The 24,204-nt window shown below is 48.7% G+C and carries 8 protein-coding genes; all 8 read right to left on the bottom strand.

All coding sequences use genetic code 11. The features are described 5' to 3' along the window. Positions 1-33: 33 nt before the first annotated feature. Entirely contained in the window at positions 34-1,668 is a 1,635-nt protein-coding gene (locus tag ACH59B_RS05920) for a carbamoyltransferase N-terminal domain-containing protein (RefSeq protein WP_025364243.1), read from the bottom strand. 42 nt (positions 1,669-1,710) lie between these two features. After that, complete coding sequence (locus tag ACH59B_RS05915) at positions 1,711-5,745, bottom strand: type I polyketide synthase (RefSeq protein WP_404303498.1); 4,035 nt, start codon at positions 5,743-5,745, stop codon at positions 1,711-1,713. A 3-nt stretch (positions 5,746-5,748) separates the two neighbouring features. Continuing rightward, positions 5,749-7,773 carry an amino acid adenylation domain-containing protein gene (locus tag ACH59B_RS05910; protein ID WP_404303497.1) on the bottom strand — a complete coding sequence of 675 codons (2,025 nt, stop codon included), beginning with the start codon at positions 7,771-7,773 and terminating at the stop codon, positions 5,749-5,751. 5 nt (positions 7,774-7,778) lie between these two features. Then, entirely contained in the window at positions 7,779-8,990 is a 1,212-nt protein-coding gene (locus ACH59B_RS05905; RefSeq protein WP_017426436.1) for a pyridoxal phosphate-dependent aminotransferase, read from the bottom strand. Between the two features lie 31 nt (positions 8,991-9,021). After that, positions 9,022-13,944, bottom strand: coding sequence for a condensation domain-containing protein (locus ACH59B_RS05900; RefSeq protein ID WP_249507301.1), 4,923 nt, complete (start codon positions 13,942-13,944; stop codon positions 9,022-9,024). Next, a complete protein-coding gene (locus ACH59B_RS05895) occupies positions 13,941-21,566 on the bottom strand; it encodes a non-ribosomal peptide synthetase (RefSeq protein WP_017426434.1) in 7,626 nt (2,541 codons plus the stop codon). Before ACH59B_RS05895 ends, ACH59B_RS05900 begins: the two co-directional genes overlap by 4 nt. 73 nt (positions 21,567-21,639) lie before the next feature. Further along, positions 21,640-22,788, bottom strand: a complete 1,149-nt coding sequence (locus ACH59B_RS05890; protein WP_017426433.1) for an archaeosine biosynthesis radical SAM protein RaSEA — start codon at positions 22,786-22,788, stop codon at positions 21,640-21,642. A gap of 2 nt (positions 22,789-22,790) precedes the next feature. Then, positions 22,791-24,197, bottom strand: coding sequence for a condensation domain-containing protein (locus ACH59B_RS05885; protein WP_017426432.1), 1,407 nt, complete (start codon positions 24,195-24,197; stop codon positions 22,791-22,793). Positions 24,198-24,204: the final 7 nt, after the last annotated feature.

The raw sequence follows: 24,204 nt of genomic DNA, 5'->3' as shown, positions 1-24,204 counted from the left end.
AAACCTCCATCTTGTACATTATTCGAGGATAGGCTACTGCTTTTCGTATAACGTTTCATTGCACCAGACATATCGGGTTCCGTTCCACTCGGTTGCAGAACGCACATCCGGGAAAAAACCGCTGCCAAGCAGATTGGCACTGGTATTGCACAGGACTGGAATACCGCTTAATTTCTCGTACGCATGCAGCAAATCATAAATTAGCGGATTGTCCTGCCGACTTACTGTTTGCAAGCGTGCTGTGCCATCCAGATGACGGATTGCCGGAATGCGTTCCACCCATTCGTCACGCAGCATATGGTCAAACAGCATATACGGATCGCGGGTTCCTGGCGAAAAAATAGCAGGCGCATGCTCCTCTATACAGATTGGTGAGACCGGACGATAGTCCTCCCGTTGCTTAATGGCATTCAGGCGGTCTTTCATATCCGGTCGAACGGCAGCTGCCAGTATACTGCGATTCCCCAGCGCACGTGGTCCCAGTTCCGCCCGATCATTCAGCACGACAACCGGCTCATCTGTCGTATGCAGCAGCTCTGCGAGCTGTGACACCGTACAAGCACGTGATTCCCAGCCTTCCGCTGGATCATTTTGGATGACCATCGGCCCGCTGTATACAGACCAATTCAAATGGGGATGACCTGTCTGATGAATCATCTCACAACAAGCAGCACCAATGGCCGAGCCTGTGTCATTCGTAAATGGAGAAACAAACACATCATCAAATAACCCGCTTTCTCGAATCGCACTGTTCCATTTAATATTCAGAGAACAGCCTCCTATAAAGCAAAAGTTCTTTGTTTTGCGCCCATGCTTGGTCACACTCGCCTCCAGCGAGGTTACAAGAAGCTGCTCCAAATACTGATGGAAAGACGCCAAAGCGTCTGCATGCGGAATATGATGCTCATCTACATATCGCTTGATTTCCTGGGAAAAGGTCCAGTTAAACTCCATGGAGGGTGAAAAATGCCGCGCATACGTCAACTCAAACTGTTCGAGCAGCTCTGAACGTACCCGCCCCTTGGCTATATAGGCCATAACCTTGCCCGCTACCGAAAGATCATCCACACGTGGTCCTTGTCCTCCGCGAAGGAAAGGCTCAAAGTGCAGCGAAAACAGTGAATAAATGTTGCCGATGTACATGAAGAGAGGGCCCAGGTTTTCTAATCTTTCGTTCGCTGGATCAAAGTAATAAAAACGCGGGTACATACCTCCATCGTATACAAGCGCGTAAGACGGCTCCTTGTTCACCGCATAAGGGCTCGCACAATAGGTGCTGGCGATATGTGTGGTTGCATGCATATAGCTGGTATAATCGAAGGATTTCTCTCCAATAACAAGTCCACTGCCCGAATAGGCTTGGAGTGCGTCCGCTGAAAGCGATACTTCGCGGTAAGGCGCAACCGAAAGGGACAACTCCTGCCCATGAGAACGCGTATCCACCCTGCTTTCCTTCAATCCGGCCCAGCCGTCAATAACAAACCGATCCACATCTGCCGAGGTATAGCCATGCAGGTTAAGTGCTTCTTCAACAAAATCTAAATCAGGAATTTCGCTGTAGCGTTTGTTGTTATTGAATTTTTCAACTTCATAGCTGAAAATAAGCTTGTTATCCTCAATCAAGGCTACACTACCATCATGCGTTAATTTCAGTCCGCAGAATAACATGTTCCTTTCACTCCTCACCTGTTAGCCCAACACAAACCCGTTTTATTGTTCAGCCTCAGCAAAATGACGTGGTAATACCGGAATGATATCTTCCTCTTCAGAACTGCTGCGATTGGATTCATCGATCCAACTTCCCAGCCCGGCCACCGTCGGCTCCTGAAAAAAGACCTGAATCGGCACATCTATGGCCAGCTGGTCTTTGATTTTAGCAATGACACTCATCAGCATCAGTGAATCTCCATTTTCAAAAAAGTCCTGGTGTATGCTAATTTCCTCATGTCCTAGCACCTCGCCCCAAATCTGACCTAGCTTCCGTTCTGTTTCCGAATAGACCTCTCCGTCACGGCCGATCAAGGTCACTTGGATGTGAGACTGCATGTACACTCCAGTGTTCGCAAGCTGTGACTTGGGCTGTAGCGTATGAAATAGCTCTTCCTCAAAAGAAACAAATTTAGCACCCAGCTTCACATTTCGCTGAATCATATCGTTCAGAGCTTCATTAGAAGTAATGAACCGCTTCAGCTCCTGATAGGACTCCAGCAGATGGCTGTAGACTTCTGACTCTTGCTCGTTATGTCCCTGTGCTTGCTCTGTAATTTCCTTTGTTAAGTCTGGGGAAAAGTGAACCTTGAGCAGCGTCAGCACTTGAGCCAGCTTCTGGCTGCGAATGTTGGCGATGACCGCTTGGGTCAGTTTATATTGCAAAAGCCGATCAAGCAGCTTTCCATAGTCCTCGGACGAAATCGGCTGAGATAACATCCGTTGATCCATCAGTTCGTTCGGTGTATCCCCCATCTCCAGATCCGACCAGTTGATCGCCATCACTTCCATGCCGCGACGGCTCTGATAGTGGGCATACTGATCCAGAAATGCATTCGCAGCAGCATAGCTGCCCAAACCTGCGCCTCCCAGTTGCGAAGCCACTGACGAGAACAGAATGTAAAAGTCCAGCGTCTGCTCCTTGGTCACCTCGTTCAACACCCATGTTCCGGTCACCTTGGCTTCCATGGTTCGCTGAAATGCGGCGGTATCCATCTGCTCCAGACGAATTTCCTCCAAATGCATCGCGGCATTAATAACCCCATGAATTGGACCGTAACGTGCTTGTATATCCTCAACGACCTTCTTCATGGAAGCCAGGTTCGTGATATCTGCTGCGTAGTAGCTAACTTCGGAGCCAAGGCTTTCAATCTCCAACATTTGGCGGATTTTCTTCACAACCGCAGAAGTGTCCGGTCCTACAGCTCGTTCCTGCCAATTTCCCCGGTCTGGAAGCTCTGTCCGATTGACCAGCACTAGCTTTATATTGGCCTGGCGGGCAAAATAGCGGCAAGTCTCCAGTCCTACCGAACCGGCTCCCCCGGCTATCAAATAGACACCGCCCTCGCGTAGCGTAATTTTGCGGCGTGGAAGGGCTGCAAGCACCATCCGTTCCAGCTGTTGTGTATACCGCTGACCGCCACGCCATGCTGAACCTTGATCTGCTTCATCCCGATTCAATTCCAACATGATTTCCCGAGCGATGTCGGAATTCTCCCGTCCGATCGTTTCTACATCCATACAGCTACAACGGTGCTGGCTATATTCCTGTGAAACGACCTTCATCAATCCCCACAGAGGCGCTTTTTCCGGGAACACATATGTATCCTCCGCTACGACCAGCTGTGCGTAGTTCGAGACGACTTTGATTTCTAACGAGCGATGAATCGAACTTGCTTGCACTGCCTTCATTAAATAAAAAAGACTTAAAACTCCTTGCTCCTGACTTTCATTCAAGTCATCGAGTTGTCGCATGCGACTGCGAATTTCGGTACATGTCCACAGATGCACGATTCCGGTAAGCTCTGCTCCTCCTTGCGTTTCGGTCTCTGCCACGGCTGCAAGCAGCTTGGCATAATCCTCCGCAAAGCCGGGACGAATCCGATAATGTCCCGGATCTACGGCCGAAAAAGCAGATGCAGCCTCTACAATGATCGGCGTTTCTCCTTGGGCCTTCATCAACTCACCAAGTGAATCAGCTATCCCTTCTTCATCCCCAAGAATAAGCCAAGATTTCCCGGCAGAAGGCCGCTCTGGGAGGGTAGAATCCGTGAGAGGACTGGCTATCCAATTCAGTTCATAAAACCAATGATCCACCTGTTTCTCCGGTTCAGATTTCATGGCTGGAGAAGTCGCTTCGTGCTCTAGCGCATGCTCGGGAATATACTCCACCCAATGCCGCTTGCCTGAAAATGGATAGACAGGCAAAGGAACACGGCGCCTTTGCTCCAAATCATGCAGGGCAGCCCAATTGATCTCGCTACCTTGCATATATTCATCTACAACCTGCTCCAGACTGGTGTCGGGCTGCACCTTAAAGCTTTTCTCTTCACGGGTTGTCAGACGGGTATAATAAATCCTCTCTCCCGCCAAAGCTGGACGCACAGCTTCATCTGCGTTTGCAAAACGCTCTATCCCTTCTCTAAGCTCATCAAGGCTTGTAGCTACAATTGCAAGCCGATAAGCATAGTGCCCGCGTCCCTGATTGCTTGTGAAACAAATATCTGGCAGTGTATGAGTTGTACGGTCCAAAAAAGTACGGTAACGGTCAACCAAAGCATTGAAGGAAGCTTTGCTCTTGGCAGACAACGTAAATACGTACGGCACGTCTTCTACACTGGCGGACAGGCTCCGCTCATCCTGCTCATATTCTTCTAATATGACATGGCAGTTGGTCCCTGCCAGACCAAAAGCACTGACCCCCGCCCGCCGTGGTACTCCTGCCTCCGTCTCCCATGGAACCAGCTCTGTATTCACATATACAGGCGATTCGATGAAATTAATGTGCGGATTCGGCTCGTTAAAATGTAGGGTTGCCGGAATCTCCTTCTGTTGCAACAACAGCACCGTTTTGATTAGACCCGCAATACCAGCTGCGGTGTCCAAATGACCGATGTTTGTTTTTACCGCACCCAGAGCACAAAAATGCCGCTTGTCCGTGTAGCTGCGGAAGGCATTGGTAATGCCTTCGATCTCAATCGGATCACCTAGACGAGTTCCTGTACCGTGAGCCTCGATGTAGGTTACTGTTTCAGGGGGTATGCCCGCATTGCGCCAAGCTTCCTTCATCAGCTCCGTCTGAGCCAAGGCACTTGGGGCGGTAATACCGTTGGACTTTCCATCTGAATTCATGGAACTCCCTTTAATAACGGCGTAGATATGATCCCGATCCTTCTTGGCCTTTTCCAGCGTCTTCAGTACAATGACTCCAAATCCCTCGCCCCAGACAGTTCCATTCGCTGCAGCATCGAAGGTACGAGCGACAGAATCAGGAGAAGCAATGCCGATATCCACCAGCCCCTCGTCTACAGGAAACAGGGTTAGGTTTAGTCCTCCAGCTACAGCCATGTCGCAGTCTCCTGTAATCAGCCCTTTAACCGCATGATGTACAGCGGCCAAAGATGCCGAGCAAGCAGTATCAATCAGATGACTGCCGCTGGCGAGATTCAGCAGGTAGGCCACCCGACTGGCTACGACTGAAATGGTATTGCCGGGCAAAGCATAAGGCTCCATGTTCTGAATCAGCTGCAAGTAGTCGGCATCCGTATCCCCTACGTACACTCCGGTACGTGAGCCATACAATTCCTTTTCGGCGTATCCAGCATCCTCCAGTGCTTCCCAGGTAACTTCGAGGAAAATGCGCTGCAAAGGGTCCATACAACGGGCTTCCGCTGGCGTGATATTAAAATATTCTGCATCAAAACGGTCAATATGGTCCAAATACGCTCCTCTGCGATACTTAATCTCAGGGGCATATCGTTTACCTTTAAAATAATCTCGAATAGGCCGATCTACATCCGACTTGCGACTTTCCGGAAATTCTCTTACGGCATCCATGCCGTTTACGAGATTATCCCAAAATTCATCCGTTCCATTCGCCCCCGGAAAACGGCAAGCCATCCCCACAACAGCAATATCATCGACTTTTACCGTTTTGGCCTCATTTTCGAATAGCTCTTTTAGCATCGGCAGAGCTTCTGTTTTGGAGAGATATTTTGCAGCCACCTGAGCTAGCAAGTAATTCTGAACCCGTTTCATATGTTATCCCTCCTTCAGATGGTCCAGCGCCCGTATAGACTGGCTTACATCCAGTGAGCCATCTTCAATTTGATCCAGCAGGCTCATGAGATCCTGATCCAGCTGTTCGTCATCCTTGGACTGATTTTCAAAATGATTCATATACGCCGCAATCGTAGGATAGGAGAACAGCTCAGCGACCGTCGCCTTGCTGCCCAGCGCGTGTTGCATCTTACGATGCAGTCGAACAATCGAGATGGAGTTGCCGCCGATTTCAAAAAAGCTGTCATGGATGCCGACGTCCTCCGGACTTATATTTAAAATTCCGGCCCAGATTTTCGCCAGCATATGTTCTCTCTCGTTACGGGGCGCCACATATGCGGTTGAACGATGAACTCGCCGCTCCGGCTGTGGCAGATTTTTGCGATCAATCTTTCCGTTAGGAGTAAGCGGCATCTCCAGCAGTTCCATAAAAAATCCTGGAATCATATACTCAGGCAATAATTCACGCAGGTGAGTTGTCAGATCATCCACTTCAAGCCCTTTTTCCAGCGATGTAAAATAACATAAAAGATTGGTTACACCAAACTCATCAGTTTGGGCAACTACAGCCGTTTCCTTAATCCCTGGAAAGACAGATACAGCCCGTTCCACTTCTTTCAGCTCTACGCGATATCCTCGCACCTGAACCTGATCATCCTTACGTCCGCTGTACTCCAGGATGCCATCTGGTCGTAACAAGCCCAGATCTCCCGTACGATATAATCTTTCACCGGTTTTGGGATGCTGGGTAAAAGCCTTGTCGGTGGCTTCCGGCTTATTCCAGTACCCCGCCGTCAGACCAATGCCGCCGATACAGATTTCGCCTTTGACCTCAAAGGGGCACAACTGCCCCTCCTTGTCCAAAATATAGACATGCGTATTCGCAAGCGGCCTGCCCAATGGAATACTCAACTCACCTTCAGCCGGAGATGCGTCAATCAGGTAACAGGTTGCATAAATAGCTGACTCGGTCATGCCGTAAATGTTGGCAATCTTGGCTTCCTGGAACGTGCTGTACCAGTCTCGCACCCCATTGACGAGCAAAGCTTCGCCTCCATTGAATACCCACTTTAGTTCCGGCAGCGGATGGTCTGTCTCATCGGTCGGAATCGCATCCAAAAAGAGACTCATCTGGGCTGGAACAAACTGGGTAATGGTAACCTTGTCATCTCGCAGCTGTTCATAGAGCCTTTGTGGATCTTTGACCGTATCCGAACTGAAAATGGACAGCTTGGCTCCATAAATCAAGGGCCAGAAGAACTCCCATACCGAGTCGGTGAAGCTGGCGGAAGTCTTCTGCGCAATCACATCTGCTGCGGCCAGACAGAAAGTATCCTGCAACCAAAAAAGCGTGTTCAGCACAGCCTTATGCGTCATCATGACTCCTTTGGGATCTCCCGTGGAGCCTGAGGTGTAAATCAGATATGCCAGATCATTTTCACAGGCAGGACAGTGCCATGAAGCCTTTCCCTGGTGCTCCCAATCCGATCGTTGATACACAGTCAGCTTATCTGTTTGCACCTTTGTTTCGTCGAGGCAGACAGCGGTCGTCATACTCTCCGGCAAATCTTCCAGCATCGTCTGCAGTTTGGCAGACTCGGTGATCAGCACACTGCAGGCACTGTCGCGCAGCATATATTGAATCCGTTTTTTCGGATAATCCGGATCAATAGGTACATAGGCCGCCCCTGCTTTTAATACACCGAAAACAGCCACCAAAAGCTCAATTCCCCGTTCCGCTACCACCGCTACCCGCTGGTTAGGCCGCACACCTACTGCGTACAGTAGGCGGGCCATTCGGTTCGCTTGTTCCTCCAGTTCGGCATATGTGATGGAAGAACCATATTCTTCGATAGCAGTATGCTGAGGGGTTTTCGCGACCTGACGGACAAACAAATCAGGAATCGTCAGCTGTTCCTCATAAGCCTTGCTGGTCTGATTCATCTCCGCAATGACGCGTTCCTCATTTGCCGATAGAATTTCAAATGCATCAAAATCTAGATCCATAGGAGCTACTCCTGAACCGGAATTGCAGCAGATCCAGCCGATTGACCTACCAAGCTATTTGTGAAAAAGTCCACTAATCGGTCTATGCCTTCGTTGTATCGCGTTGTAGAGTAGGACAGGCGCAGCATTTTCGGCAATCCAAAATCAGAACCCGGCACTGTCGCCACTTGTTTGGCTCTCATTATTTGTTCCGCCAGCTCCAAACTTGTCTCAATGCCGTGCTCGTCCATGTATTTCTCACAATCAAGTGTGAAGTAAAAGCTACCTTGAGCAGGAATGGCACGTACGAGTGGAACCTCATTGAACCGCTCCACCGTATAATCCCGTCTTGCTCTGTACAGGCTGACCAGTTGCTCAATCTCTTCGGGATGCGCCAATGCTTCGAGCGCGCCAAACTGCACGACAGGGTCAGCTGTCAACAAGGTATGATGCTGTATGACCGTGAGCGGTGTGACCAGCTCGTCAGGAACGATACAGTAGCCAACGCGCCGACTGTACATCCGGTATCCTTTGGAGAAAGCATTCGTCGTAATAAAAGCTGATTTGGTATCCGTCAGCTCCAGTACCGAGGTGCTTCGTTCATCAAAGCAAACATTGGCATAAATCTCATCATTAATGACTACAGCCTGTCCGTCGATGATTTCATCAATGGCGTACAGTTCTTCTTTCGTTAAAATATTGCCTAACGGATTGCCAGGCGAATTAATTACCACAATTTTGGTTTTATCCGTGAAGTTTTCCCTGAAGGAATCCAGATCGAGTGCCAGCGTATCCAGATTAATATCATAGTAGCGAACGTTCGCCCCTACCAATTGAGCGCAGAAATGATACAGGGAATAATACGGACGCGGCAGCAGTACCTCATCCCCTTCTTTCGCTAATAAATAAAACAAATTCCGGAACAAGGCACTGGTGCCCACATTAATCAAGATATTGTTAGGGTTAATATCCAGATCGTAGGTTTTCTTGTATTCCTCCGCCAAAGCTTCCTTTAATTCCGGCAAGCCCGGTGGGAATACAAGCGAGCTTTTTTCAAAGGTATCTAATGCATCCTTCATCGACTGAATAATATCCTCGTGCAAAGGTAGCTCGGATTTTCCCAAGGTCATCCGAATGACCTCCTTGGAGCCGTTTTTCTCAAATTCATAAGCCATTTGATCCAGAACGAACATTAAAAACCGATTGTCGTAAAATTCAATAGATGATCTCAATTCCATTTGTAATTGCCTCCTTTGAATGAAACGCACGTTAATGGGATACTTTGGACAGGCTAGACACACTACCAGCAATGGTCTTGATTATTTTGTGATACCTCTCCAACATAGAGTGAACATAAGAAGATTCCAGCAAAGCGGTATTCCACCTCAGGGAACAGGTCAGTCCGGTTGTTAATCTCACAACAGACAGTTGCAGTGCTGCTGGTTCTGAGGGATATACACGTAATCCCACTTCCCCTATCACAGGTAAAGAGCTCGTGCAGTCCTCTTCGCAAAAGATGACGTTAAAACGGGTTGAATCCTCCGCCCCGCTCTTCAACACATTAGGGTCCAGCAGCAAATGAAACGGATATAAAACGGCTTGAAGTGCAGCTTGATGCTTGTCCTTCACTTTTTCTAGCAAAGGATTAAACGACGAAAGCCCCTCCATTGAAACTCTGACTGGCACAGGATGCTGGATGCGTAAAGGTACTCCGCTCCCCTGCACCGGATGTCCCTCGGGATGAACGACATGGATCAAAAGCTCCTCCGCTTGCGTCAATTGCCGCAGCAGCAGGAAATAACAGGCGAATAAAATGTCTGTAACACTACTATCATGACTGGAGGCAAAAGTGTGCAGAGCCTCAGTCTCCTCTGTGGCGAGGGTCAACTCGATGGAATCCCATTCAGACGTTGCAGAAGCATCTTCTCCTCGTTTGAACGGCAATCCGATTTGAGGAAGCGGATTTCGTAAAGCTTCGGTCCAGTACGCTTTTTTCGGCTCCAAATATCCTTCCTGCAACAACTGATGCTGCCAATAGGTAAAGTCAATCTGCGGTATGGGCTGAAATGTGTGGACTGCATCCACTACCGAATCCGTAACAGCGGCGGAATAGCGGATAAACAGTCGTTCCAGCCAATCTTTCATGTCCAGACATTCCATTAGTAATGGATGAACAGCCACGATCAATTGGCACCGTTCGTTGTTGTCACACCCCAAGCGAACCCGATACAGCGGCCCTTGTCGTGGCTCAAACGGGTTACGATACTCGGCAGCCACACTAGAATCCGCCCAAGAAGCTGCATCCTCCTCTATGACATCCGTGAATGTGTAATCCAACGGAAGATGTGTCTTCACCTGCTGAGTCGGCTCGGAGATCTCTTCCCTGAAGATTATTCTGAGCGTACTGTGTTCGGCTTGCAGTTCTTCCAACACCCTGACAAATAACGTCTGATCCACCTTGCCTGTCCACGCTGCACAAACGATCACATGAGGAGTTGATCCCCGATGTCGCCATAACTGCTTTTGGTAAAAAGATAAAGGATGCCACTCAGCCTCTGGTCGCGGACAAATCGGAGGAATCGCAAAAGTGGAGTCCTTTGCTCGTCGTTTCCGCTTCATGTTGTCCGCTTCCTCAGGTGAAAAAATCCGGTACTCCGCCAAAGCTTGTTCAGGCTGGTCCAGAATCTGGTCGATCAGGCTGAGCAAGTGTCGTGCAAGTGTAGTGATTGTCTGTTGGTGAAACAACCGGGAATAATACTCAAAGGTGCAATTTAGCTCTCCCTGCATCCCTTGAAAAATGTCGAGCTTCAAATCCATGGTTGAGCTGTGTTTGGCCCAGTCCACCATGTCCAGCGTCACATCTCCCATCGTAAATTGGGTCCTCTGCATCCCCTGATTATGTAAAATAAGCATGGTGTCAAAAATAGGGTTGCGTGAAAGATCACGTTTCTGATCCAGGTGCTCCACCATCTTTTCAAATGGATAATCCTGATGATCATACGCAGCTATAGTCCGATGAGCCACCTCCTTTAAAAAGTCTGTAAAGCAGCGCTCTCCTGCCGGAGTATTACGAATAGGCAAATAGTTCGTAAAAAGACCTATCGTATGCTCTACCCCCGTATAACGTCTTCCAGCAATGAGAGAACCTACAATGACATCCTCCTGCCCTGTGTATTGATACAGCAGCACATTGTATACAGCCAGAAGTGTCATATATAGCGTAGCCCCGTGTTCTTGTCCCAGGGCTCGCAAGCGGTCAGCAGCTACCTTGTCAATCGTGAACGAATACATGCCCCCTTCAAAAGTCATCACAGGCGGCCGTGGATAATCACTGGGCAGATTCAGAACCGGTAGTCCTGCCTCCCGCCCTTCCGTTAACGTCTTCAGCCAAAATTTCTCCTGTTTCAGCAACTGCTCGCTGTGCAGAAAAGCATTTTGCCATACTGCATAGTCCTTATACTGAATACGTAGCGGTGGCAAGCTCTGCCCGCTATAAAGACTGGTAAATTCCCGAATGAGGATTTCCATGGAAACACCATCTGAAACAATATGATGCATGTCAAACATCAGCAAATGCTTGTCCTCTTCATCACGCTGATCCGTTAATCGCAGCAAGCATACACGAAGTAAAGGCGCCTCTCCCAAGGAAAACGGCTGTACAAATTCTTCCATCAGCTTTTGCACATCGGCTTCTTCTGAAGCCACTCCCAGTGATATCGCAAGCTCAGCTTCCGGAAGAACACTTTGCACAATTTCATCCTCTGCGACATCAAACACTGTCCGAAAGGATTCATGACGATGAATGATCGCAGCAAATGCGTCTTTTAAGCGCTCCACGTCCAAACGCCCAGTGATCATAGCCGCTCCGGGCATGTTGTAGCTCAAATTATCTTCTGCCAGCTGCTTCAGAATAAACTGACGCCGCTGTGCGTTGGATACGGGGTAAAATGCTTGTGGAGACACTGGTTCGATAGACGGGTAATCCGTTGTTTCTCCTCCTGAAACAAGCTTGGCAAGCTCACGAATACAAGGGTGTCCAAACAAATCAACCAATGTAATTCTCGTGTGGAACACCTGACTGATGGCTGTAATCAGATCCGTAGCCAGCAGTGAGTCTCCACCCAATTCGAAGAAATCAGCATCTATAGAGAGCTCGTCAATACCCAAAATCCGTCCCCAAATGCGTGCCAGCCTGTCTTCCGTTTCCGTCGGAACATACCCATCACGAAAGGAAACACGTACTTCGTTATAGGCTGTCAACTGTTCGTTACGACCACGGCTTCGACGTTGGATCGGCGGCTCTACCCAGTAGCGCTGCTTGTCCCAGGCGTATGTAGGCAAAGGAACTTTGACACATCCGTCTGCCGAATAATCCTCCAACCAGCGTCTGTTCTCTCCGTTAACATATCGCCGGGCAATCATTCGTGCATCTGTATCCAGCGTCATTTCTGCCAGGGGCAGGGGCTCGCTATATATAGTGCAAAAAATCCCCTGTTGCTCCAGCCCTGTTCCATCCTGACAGACCAATGCGTTATAAGCCTGGCGCAGCTTTGAGCAAAGACTGATCCGATCCGAAACTGGAATTGCCAATCGATAAGCATGATGCTCTCTGCCCGTGTTCAGGACATAACAGATATTTTCCAAAGACGGAATATCGTCACTCTCCAAAAAATCAATATATCGGGCAGTCAATCTTCGCAGTGAATCCTCACTATATGCCGAAAGCGTAAATACTCGTTCCTCACTGCAAGGTACATCGGAGGACGATGATAATGAGGGCCTGCTGACCGGATACTCCTCCAGCACCACGTGACAATTTGTACCGCTTAATCCCCATGAACTGATACCCGCTCTCAGCGGAATCCCGTCCTCACTTCGCCAATCAGCTAGCTTTGTATGAATATAGACCGGAGAACTATGCAAGTTCATCAACGGATTGGGATACGCAAAATGCAGGGTAGGCGGAAGTTTTTTATGCTGTAAAGCCAGAATCATTTTAATTAGCCCTGCCATGCCCGAGACCGAATCCAGATGACCGATATTGCTTTTGACTGAGCCGATTCCACAAAATTGTCTTTTTTGCGTATACCTGCGAAAAGCATTTGTAATCCCTTTGATTTCAATCGGATCTCCAATTTTGGTCCCTGTTCCATGAGCCTCAATGTAAGAGATCGTCGACGGATCAATGCCTGCACGCTTCCAAGCCTCTACAATCACTTCTTCCTGGGCTCGGGCATTCGGGGATGCCAATCCGTTGGAAGCACCATCCTGATTGATAGCACTTGCTTTAATCACCGAGTAAATATAATCGTGATCCTTCTCAGCTTGTTCCAGTGGCTTGATTAGAACAACGCCACAACCTTCACCCCATCCCGTACCATCGGCATCAGCGTCGAAGCTGCGTGATTGTCCTTGCGACGAGGTGATCCCAAGCCCTCCCGGTTCCAATCTGGTGGGTAAAGCGCCAATGGCTACTCCGCCCACCAAAGCCATACTGCAATCTCCAGCAAGCAATCCTTCACATGCAAGATGCAAAGCGACAAGAGAGGAGGAGCAGGCGGTCGCTACACTGAGTGCAGGCCCAGATAGATTCAAGGCATAAGCCAGACGGCTTGCGATCACGGGCGGAAAATTCCCGACAAAAGCGGTGGATGAATCACTTTCGATCAGCTCCTTGTACCTCGCTTCACTATAGCCGACATATACGCCCATCCGTGAGCCACGGATACGTTCTCCGCCATAACCTGCATCCTCAATGGCCTCATAGCCGGTTTCCATAAACATACGCTGCTGTGGGTCCATATATTTGGCTTCCCCTGGAAGAATATTAAAGAATGCAGCGTCAAACGTATCTATTTCGTCTAGATAGCCTGCTGGCATATACGGCCCTTGATTGTGTTCATCCAAAAAAGGACGGATCAGTTCCAAACGTGAGCTTGGAAACGTTCGTATCCCATTCAGACCATGAACCAGATTGTTCCAATATTGCTCCTTGGTATCTGCTTGCGGGAATCGTCCAGCTACGCCGATGATGGCTATATCCCTGTTGCGGTTTATCCCCTCGTGGACTGCAGACGATGACGCAGCTTTGAGCTGAACTTGATATTGCTTGATCAGAGAATACGCATGCTCTTCAGATAATTCCTGTTTGGCTACAAGCTGCAAAATGGCTTCAACAAACGTATCCCTCATATGCTTTCATATCCTTTCATAGCCTCATCCACTGAAATAGCGTCCTCCTTTACCCGCTTGATCAGACTCCGCAAATCCTCATCCGCATGGTCAAGGTCAGAAGCTTTGACCGATGATTGCGGGCCTTCGGTTATCACTTCTCTCGTACTGGCAGCAAGCCTGCCTTCTATAAATTGCGCCAGCTGTGAAACTGTACCGTATGAGAACAGGTCTCCGGCCTCCACTTCAGGATCAACCCGTTCATTCAGAAGACTCAGCACTTTTAAAATAAGCAGGGAATCCCCACCAATTTCAAAAAAATGTTGACTCACATCAATTTCCTCGTATCCCAGCACCTCGGCCCAAATTTGAGCAATCTGCTGTTCCAATTCTGTGTAAGGTTCTGTCGATTTCCCTTTCAGACTGACCTTCACATCTGTCACCAAACGGTTAGGCTTGACGAATGACGGAGCTCCTACCTCCTTAGTGGATTGCGGTACAGCTCGATGTCGATCCGTCAGCATATCCGGTGCAAGCTGAATTTTCATCATCGGCGCCCATTCACGGAGCTTCTGTGTATCAAACTTGCCAATAGCCACTTGATCCAGCGGACAAGACAAGCTCATGTGGAAAGCAGCCAGTGCATCCGGTACAGGCATATAATCCATACAGCCTGGTCCTGTAAGTCCCTCCCATGCGTACCAGTTGATTGCCAACGTCGTTTGCCCCCGCATGTTCCGCTGTGCGCTGAAGGCATCCATAAAAGTGTTGGCAGCCGCATAATCACCACCGCCAGCTCCGCCCCATAGCGAAGCTACCGAAGAGAAGAGAACGAAGAAATCTGTCTCTTGCTCAGCAAGAAGCTTATCCAGTACTAACGTGCCATGAATTTTAGGGCAAAGTACCTTCCTAAAGTCATCCCTATTCTGAACTTCCAGCGGCCGGCTGGTATCGCCGCTAGCTGCTGCGCAATGAACCACTCCTTTAACGGGGCCAAAACGAGCTTGCACATCTTCAAAAATCAGCTGCACCTGCCTAAAATCAGACACATCTCCCGCGTAGTAATGGACCTGTGAGCCGTGTTTTTCCATATCTACAAAGGCTGACAACTTACGATAAGTTGCAGCATCAGCTTGTCTTTCCACCGGATCATTTATAATTTGTGACCAATGCTCTTTTTCCGGCAGCTCTGTCCGATTCAGAATGACCAGATGGATCGGGGCTTGCTGGGACAAATACCGGCAGACCTCAAGTCCCAAGCCTCCTGCACCACCAGTCACGATATACACCGCACCCGGACGAATGGTGACGGAACGCCGAGCTGGAATATTCGGATGATTCCGGGTATCCGGGGTGCTTACCATGTCCGATTCCAGACGAGCCATGCCTTGGATATATCGTTCCTGACGGATGACAACGAATGAGTCTGTTTTATTTTCTTGCAGCTCGGTCATGATCAGATCCGCAACTTGCTCCCTTGTGTGATGGATCGTATCAACATCCAGTCCGAAACATTGCAATTGTGGATGCTCCTGAGAAATAACCTTCACTAAACCGTGAATCGCAGATTTTTCAGGTGATATATACTGTTCATCCGAAATCCGCTGTGTAAAGTTCGAGACCACTCGCAAATCGAGCGTTTCATGTAAGCCCTGATGCAGTAATGCTTTAGTCAGAAAATAAAGGCTATAAACACCTGACTCCAAAGCAACATCAACAGTTTCAATATTGACTGGAATTAACGGGAGATCTGTGCAAGTCCAGAGATGAACGATTCCGTTCAGGTGCTGATTACGTTGTCTCAGTTCACTCATGAGTTGAAGGTAATCTGCTTCTACCCCTGCCCGGATGGTGTATTGATGATGGCTCTGTTTTTCAAACATTTGCCCCGTCTCTACGATCACCACCTGATGACCAGAATGCGCCAATCGAAGCGCCAGCTCGTCACCAATTCCCAGCTTGTCTTTAAAGATTAGCCAGTTCCCCTGAGCCAGTGCACCTTCTCTTGTCTTCTTCAGTTCTTTTGGAGTCCACCGAACACGGTACATTAAATCTTCGATTGTACTTACCTGTGCTTGTTCACTCATTCGACCGATAATCAGTGCGGTCTCCGCCTTGTCCCGGTTTGACAAACGCACAGGGAAGGTCCGTACTTCCGTGAATTGCTCTTCCTTCAACAACTGCTCCCATGTTTCCGTCGGAACCAGTGGAGAATCCTTTCGTATATCCTGATCTTCGAACAGCCACCATCCCTCTGTCATTCCCCACACGAGATTTTCCGCAGGCTCGTTCTGCACCTTTTCGATCATAAACAGGGCTCCACCAGGGGCAAGTACCTTTTTCAACTGGGACAAGGAGGTTCGCAAACGGCTCGTGGCATGAATCACATTCAGACCAATAATGATATCAAACTGTTCCGGCACAAAGCCTTGCGCCAAAGGATCCTCTTCAATATTAAAAGTCTGATATTGAACAAACGGATACGCTGCAAACTGCTTTTGTGCTTCCAAAATGATGCCTCGTCCCAAATCGGTATAGCAATACTCCACTTGGTGACCTGCTATAGCTGGAAAAAGGACCTTACCCACCGTTCCCGAGCCAGCCCCGACTTCCAGAATGCGGAGCCGTTTTCCCGCTTGTGCTAAAATATGCTGCCTTAATGCGTCCAGCGCCATCGTCTCACACAGATCGCCCAGGGTACGTCCCTGATTGGCAAAGCCCTCCAGAAATTGCGGTGTGCCATCGGGAAACAGTACACTCAAAGGCGATCTTTTCCCCGTTAATACAGCCGGATAGGCGTCCAGACAATACTTCAACACCTTGAAGGTTCCAGCAAATGCCGGATATTGCTCGATGTATTGGGTACATAACACCGACAGGTCGGGAACTGACTGATCAACGGTCAGCATTATATTTTCACCGTCCAAGCGGACGTGGCCCTGCTTCTCTACGAAACGCAGCATGAACCGGAAGAGACGCTGATATGTGGAGGTGATCCCTATCGTATGCAGCATTTCAGACTCTTTGTATACTTTTCCAGGTTCTGTGAGCGTCCCCCATTGCCTGAATAGTTCGATGATAAGCTGGGCCGCAAATTCATCAACCGCCTCTTTATATCCCTGGACTACCGCGAATCCGCTCTCCTCCAATAACCGTTCACCGAATTGAAAAACCATCTCGGTAGCCTGCCAGAAATCAGGAGCTCCCTTCTGCGTGTCAGCGATCAATTCCGCACTGGCTGGTACATCCGGTGATTGCTGAACTTTAGGTTCAACCCAGTAGCGCTTCTCTTCAAACGGGTAGCCTGGAAGAGGGACACGCACCCGGTTCTGTCCGCGATAATAGTCATCCCACTCCAGCTCACTGCCCTGCATATAAGCCTCCACCAAACGTTCCAGTGATTCCGCAGGCTGGACTCTGTACGGCGCTGGATTTCCCCCTGTTTTGCCTATCGTATTTACGTATATTCGTTCGCGATCTAGTAATATGGAAGCCACATTTTGATCGCCCTGCTCTGCAAACAGCTTGAGTTTACGCTGTAATTCTTCCTGCGAGCTGACGACGGTAGCCAAACGATAAGCATCGTTTCCACGACTGATATTGGTGCAGTAACAAATGTCTGCCAAAGCTTCGTGGTTATTTCCCAAATAAGCCGCAAACCTCTCGGCATAAGCGTAGAGCGCTTGTTCGGTCCGGGCAGACAAAGTGAACAAATATTCTTCGCCCGGAGGCGGAGCTTCTCTTTGGAGCGTATATTCCTCCAATACAACATGGCAGTTCGTTCCGCTCAGACCAAATGAGCTTACACCTGCACGACGAATCCCGCATTCAGGCATCCATTCCTGAAGTGACGGAGCGACATAAACCGGAGAATTGACAAAATCAATATGCGGGTTAGGCACTTTAAAATGAAGGGATGCTGGAATCTGGCGTTTGGTCATGGCCAGCACTGCCTTCATAAACCCAGCAATCCCTGCTGCTGAATCCAGATGCCCGATATTGCTCTTGACCGATCCTACCGCACAGAACTGTTTACGATTTGTATAGCGTCCAAAAGCCCGCGCAATGCCTTCCATTTCAATAGGATCGCCTAGCTTGGTGCCTGTTCCATGTGTCTCGATATATGAAATTGTCTGTGGATCAATCCCCGCGCGCTTCCAGGCTTCCTCAATCACATCAGCCTGCGCAGCGGCATTAGGAGCGGTCATTCCGTTGGATCGCCCATCCGAGTTAGCCGCGCTTCCTTTGATCACTGCGTAAATATAATCACCATCAGCCACGGCCTGCTCCAGTGACTTGAGTACAACAGCACCTACTCCTTCGCCACCACCTGTACCGTCCGCCGATGCGTCGTACGCTTTCGTCTTGCCATCAGGCGCGGCGATTCCCATGTTGAAGAGATTTTCATCTACCATCGACAGGTACAGATTGACACCGCCAGCCACAGCCATTTCGCAGCCACCAGACGTGATCTCCTGTACCGCATGATGCACAGCCATGAGTGAAGAGGAACAGGCCGTGTTAATGACCTCTGCCGGGCCTGTCCAATTAAAGACATAAGCAATCCTACCGGCAATCACAGCTTGTAAATTCCCCGGTATAGCAGAGGGCTCAATCTGTGGCATCAGGTCCAAATATTGCGGTGTACCTGTTCCTACAAATACTCCCGTCTTCGACCCGTACACCTCTTTTTCCGAGTATCCCGCATTCATCATTGCTTCCCAAACAACTTGTAACAGCAGGCGCTGCTGCGGGTCCATCATTCGTGCTTCATTAGGAGCTATATGAAAAAATGATGCATCGAATCCATCAATTTGCTCCAGATATGCCCCTTGCGGCAACGAGCCTAACTGTCCAGCTACATTATCTGAACCATGAACTATATCTTGTAACCGATGAGTTGGAATGTCGCGAACAGCATCCACTTCACGACACAGATTGTCCCAGAAGGCATCGCAACTGTCCGCCATGGGAAAACGACAAGCCATGCCAATCACAGCAACATCACCGTGTCTTCCCTTGGCTCCAAGCTCAGCCCTGTGGATATGTTGCCGTCTTGTATCCATTTCGCGAAGGGGTTTGATAGGTTTCTCCACACCGCCGGACTGAATGATTTTGGCCTGCATCGCGATCGTATGATGTGTAAAAAGCTGCGGAATGGTCAGCTGAGTCTTCAGTAAATGGTGGATTCTGCTTTGCAGTCGCACGATAGACAACGAGTTGCCACCTGCTTCAAAAAAACTGTCCTCCACACTAACGGCAGGCACGGACAGCAACTTCTTCCAGATATCCGCCAGTTGTTCCTCCAACTCATTACGTGGTGCCACATATGCACGAGTATGGGCTACTCCAATCCGTTGCAAAGGCAGCGCCTTTTTATCCACCTTGCCATTTGCCGTGACAGGCATGGACTCCAGACAAACTACATGTGCCGGAACCATATAGTCCGGTACATATTGCTTCAGGTACAATTGGATGTCATTGGTTCCTAACGGAGATGCTTTCGAGGTCTTCAGCCTCTTCAATGTATAAAAGGCTGCAAGTTCCTCGGTGTGCTCCCCTGATCCATGCGGGATGACCACCGCTTCTTTGATAGACGGATGACTTCTGAGAAGAGACTCAATCTCTCCCAGTTCCACACGCATTCCTCGGATTTTAACCTGATCATCCGATCTGCCGATAAATTCCAGATTATCGTCTGGCAACCATCTCACCAGATCGCCTGTTTTGTACATCCGCTCTGTTTGGATTCCAAACGGGTTCGGCACAAAACGTTCGTCCGTCAAGCGTGGATTGTATAAGTATCCTCGCGCCAATCCAGCTCCAGCGATGAACAGCTCTCCAGTCGCCCCAAAGGGCAGCAAGCGTTGCTGTGGATCTAGAACATACACCTGATAATTTAATAGCGGCTTGCCTATGGGTAGAGTTGCCCGTTGCTCTACAGGTTGGCATTCATACAAAGTCGTATTAATAGCCGCTTCTGTCGGGCCGTAAATGTTAAACAGCTTGTCTATGTTCAGCTTATCGCGTAATTGCTGTACCAGCTCGCCGCTGCAAACCTCACCTGCCATTATGATAAAAGCAAAAGGATGCTCAATATCCGGTGCCTGCTCCAATAGCACTTCCATTAGTGAAGGAACGGTATTTAACACATTAATCCGTTCCTTCCGTATCAGTCCCCAAAAGACGCTTGGGTCTGTCTTGGCTTCTTTTGGAACTAAGTACAACGTCCCTCCGGTAGCTAAAGGCAAAAAAATCTGCTGCACAGAAGGATCGAATGTGAATGGAGCCATCAAAACATGCCTCAACTCTTCATGGAAATCATAGCTATGTTTCAGCCCAGCCAATTGATTAACAATATGTTGATGCTCTATCATCACGCCTTTGGGCGTTCCAGTCGAGCCTGATGTATATATGACATACGCCATATGATCAGGTCTGCCTTGAACTGGCAGATTGGACGTCTCGCCTGTATAGAAGGCGGGATTGGACAGATCAAGCACTGTTCCTTGAAAAGGATGGGTATCCACATACTGTGACGGTGAAATCAGCAACTCCATCCGACTATCCGTAAAAAGCTGCTGTACCCGCTCTGCTGGAAATGCCGGATCTATCGGACAATACGCACCTCCTGCCTTTAGTACCGCCAGGATCGCTACGATAATCTCCACCGTCGGCTCAGTCATGATGCCGACAATATCATCTGGACCCACTCCATGACGTTGTAAAGCACGGGCAAGTTGATTGGCTCTTGCATTTAGCTCTCTGTAACTAATGCAATATTCTGCTTCGACTACAGCAGCTTGCTCAGGCGTTTGTACCACCTGTTCTTCGAACAACTGATGCAGCATATTCACATCCGTCAGTTCTACAGCCGTCTGATTTAAGCCCTTTACTAGAAGCTCTCGTTGCTGTGGAGCCAGCATATTTGCCGCATCATCCTCCAGAGAAACCGCTGATTTCTTAGGCCATTGAGCCAGAACATACAGCAAGTTGGCAGCAAAGGATTCAAGCAAGGACATCGAGTACACCTCAGGTCGATAAACGAGTTGCAGTATCCGACCTTCTTCTTCGTTCGGTACAAGCTTGATTATCAGATCGAATCGATCCAGGTCATCGACCGCCGTTTGTAATCCCTCATCCACACATGCCAGTTGCCACAGTTCTTGCAGCTCTCTCCCATGAAGAGATGTCCACTTGTCATAGAGAAGGGACAAAGAATTGGCCTGATGGTTCAATGTTCGGGAAAACTCGGCCTTCATGTCTTCGTTTAGCTCACGCCACGTTCGACTTCCTTGAACCCGAGGCTTGAGAAAAAGCAGACTCCCTGGCTCGGATTGGGCCTGTACAAGCGTCGTCGTGCCAATACATATATCTTCTGACTGCGAATAGCGATGAAGCAGCCCAGACAGCGCCGTCAAGAACAAAATAAAACGTCCCAGTTCCGAGCCTTTCGACATTTGATCCAGTTGGCGGATTGTCTCCCTGGGAATAACCCGTTCTAGCGTTTCTCTGCGTGCTCCCGGTTGATAGTTAGACTTGCTTTTGCTTACAGGCAATAATTCCCGCGGCAGATCTTGAGACCATTTTTTCATCCAATATTCTTCAATGATCCGGTCTTTCAGATGCGTACTCTTGTCCATACACACTCCCCTCTCTGTCAACCGTTCCCGGCCTTCATGAGCTGACGAATCCACATGATCTTTAATTGGTGGACTACTTGATTAATTCACTATTCAAAATACTCAGTCTCTCCTCAAAAGGAGGATGCACGTGCTTCAATTCTTTCTCCCATTCCGCCTTGCAGCTGCAATCCAGATGCTCCAGAACGCTTGGATCAAGAGTGTGATTATACTCCTTCAACGCCTCCATCACTCGATCACTGCATTGCGGGCAATTGTAAGGCACCCCGACAGGAGAAGGATAAAATTGGAACAATCCGACGATGATCTTCCCCAAATGCGCCGTCCGTTTTACCACCTCAACGATGCTCCAGAGCCATGCCGGTTTATAGGCCTCTTGATCACTTAAATACTGCACCAGTGTATAATCCTGTACGGTACAGCTTTCCAGTGAAACAGTCGTCGTACCGATCTCAAAAGCATGTTCAATCGTTTGTACGGCATGCTCGATAGCCTCTTGTTCCGTAATAAAAGGCGGCTTCAGCAACACATAGCTGCGTAAATTTAGCTCCTGAGTCACCAAGCGGGCGGCCTTGTCAAATTGTTTTAATGAAAAGCCCTTGTTTATGCATACATACCGCAAAAAATCATCAATCATTTCAAGTCCCATGGCGACTTCCACATGCTTATCCGGTAAAAGGCGCTTAATTTCCGCCATATTTTCCTGCGTTACAAACTCGGGTCTGGTTTCAATAACCAGCATTTTGATTTCGGGCTTTTCCCCAACCATGCGTATGATCTCCCACAATGCTTCAGCTGGAACTTCATTGTCGTTGAGAATGGAACCGTTATTATACAGATTGAGTAAAGGATATTTGGTAAAATCAATCCGATTGAACTCCTTCCGAAATTGCTCCAAATAATAATGGGCGGAAAGAGGGCCGTCTTTGCGCGTTTGCTTGGCTAAATGACCGCACATGGTGCAGCCGTTTCCATTTTTCAGAGCCCACTCGCATCCGTTCGACATTAAATACATGACTGCGCGTTGGTAGTTTTTCCCTTGAAAGTTTTCCTCACGAATATCCGTTTCTGTCGCTACTTTGTCCAAATGATACTGTTCATCCGGAATTTTGGCGTGAATTTCCTTCATTAAATTAGCAATGAGTCGGTAATAGTGGGCAGTTTCCTTCGTAGTCATCCATTGATAGGAATCCATTTGTTCCCAGTCCTTCGGCTTTCTCATCTTCATACACCCCTTTTCAAAGTATCCGGGCTATAATCAAATTCAATCGCCCAGACCTCTTGCAGTCCCTTTTCCATCTCCGTCAAGGAGTGAATATCCTGAATAGCACAATCTCTTTCTGTAACCATCAGCCTGAGTAAAGCGACATAACGTTCACATAAGAGTTCTATTGTCGATGTTTCATATGTTGAAGGCTGATACAACATTTGGATGGCTGTTTGCTCCATTTGATGAATACTCACTAGAAGTGAATAATCCGTTACGCTATGCCCGGCAAAGGATTCCAAGGTCAATTCACTTTGTCGATTGATCTCCAGGGGATAATTTTCAATCACGAGCAATGTATCAAATAGAGGCTCTGTGCTTCTGAAATTTCCGTAAGTTTGTATATCCACAAGCGGTGTTGTTTCGTAAGGCTGCCTCGCTATACTCGCTTGCTGAACATCGAGCAGCGCTTGTTGCAGCGTATCGCTATTCCCAGACTGCAACCGCATAGGAACTGTGTTCATCAGAAGACCTACCATTCGTTCAATTCCAGGCAAGCTGCTGGAGCGGCCAGATACTGTTGTGCCGAAAAGCACGTCTTGCCGACCGCTAACCCTTTGTAGCAGAACGCCCCAAGCCGCTGTAAAAAGGGTACCTATCGTTACCGATTCTTCCTTCGCGACAACTTCCAACTCATTCACCAGATCTGGCGGCAATATATACGATTCGCAAGCCGTATCGCTTATTTGTGGGGCAGAAGTGGTATTAAGCAGGTACAGGGGCTGAGCTTCATATCCAGCCAGATAAGCTTGCCAAAATGCCTTGCTTCCGCTCTTATTCTGCTTTCCAAGCCATTTCACGTACTCTCGGAAACGCGGCTTGCTTATCCGTTCCGGTTCTCGGCCTGCACGCAGCGTACGATATGCGTGGATAAACTCACCCAGCACAATACCATTACTCCAGCCATCCATCACAATATGATGATTGCTGACCATCATGATATGACGATCGTGCGTCAGCCTAAACACTGTAATCCGCAATAGTGGGCCCTCGGACAGGTCAAACCCTACGGCGCGATCCGCCTCTCGCAGCTCCTGCAATACCACCTCTTGCTCCATCTCTGCCATTTCTGTGAGGTCATGGAACGCGAAAGATAGTACGCGTCCTTTTAAGATAATCTGAACCGGATTCTGGATCTTTTCCCAGCGGAATACGCTTCTCAGCACTTCATGCTGTTGAATCGTCCATTTCCACGCCTCACAGCAGACAGATAGATCAAGCTGACCACGTAGCGTATAGCTGTATTGTTCAAAATAAGCTCCTGTATCCTTGTCCCGCAAATAGTGATAGAGCATTCCTTCCTGCATGGGAGTCAAACCAATAACATCCTCCACATGTGTTTTGTTCAAAGGACGGTGGGCCATGGTCGTT

The sequence above is a fragment of the Paenibacillus sp. DP01 genome (genome assembly GCF_044784315.1).
Lineage (GTDB): Bacteria > Bacillota > Bacilli > Paenibacillales > Paenibacillaceae > Paenibacillus > Paenibacillus polymyxa.
The sequence above is the reverse complement of the archived record's forward strand: the minus strand, read 5'-3'. Positions and strand labels throughout refer to the sequence as shown.

What these genes read in the sequence shown, in the direction of transcription:
- ACH59B_RS05920 (WP_025364243.1), bottom strand. Translation starts at nt 1,668, where the DNA reads ATGTTATTCTGCGGACTGAAATTAACGCATGATGGTAGTGTAGCCTTG.
- ACH59B_RS05915 (WP_404303498.1), bottom strand. Translation starts at nt 5,745, where the DNA reads ATGAAACGGGTTCAGAATTACTTGCTAGCTCAGGTGGCTGCAAAATAT.
- ACH59B_RS05910 (WP_404303497.1), bottom strand. Translation starts at nt 7,773, where the DNA reads ATGGATCTAGATTTTGATGCATTTGAAATTCTATCGGCAAATGAGGAA.
- ACH59B_RS05905 (WP_017426436.1), bottom strand. Translation starts at nt 8,990, where the DNA reads ATGGAATTGAGATCATCTATTGAATTTTACGACAATCGGTTTTTAATG.
- ACH59B_RS05900 (WP_249507301.1), bottom strand. Translation starts at nt 13,944, where the DNA reads ATGAGGGATACGTTTGTTGAAGCCATTTTGCAGCTTGTAGCCAAACAG.
- ACH59B_RS05895 (WP_017426434.1), bottom strand. Translation starts at nt 21,566, where the DNA reads ATGGACAAGAGTACGCATCTGAAAGACCGGATCATTGAAGAATATTGG.
- ACH59B_RS05890 (WP_017426433.1), bottom strand. Translation starts at nt 22,788, where the DNA reads ATGAGAAAGCCGAAGGACTGGGAACAAATGGATTCCTATCAATGGATG.
- ACH59B_RS05885 (WP_017426432.1), bottom strand. Translation starts at nt 24,197, where the DNA reads ATGGCCCACCGTCCTTTGAACAAAACACATGTGGAGGATGTTATTGGT.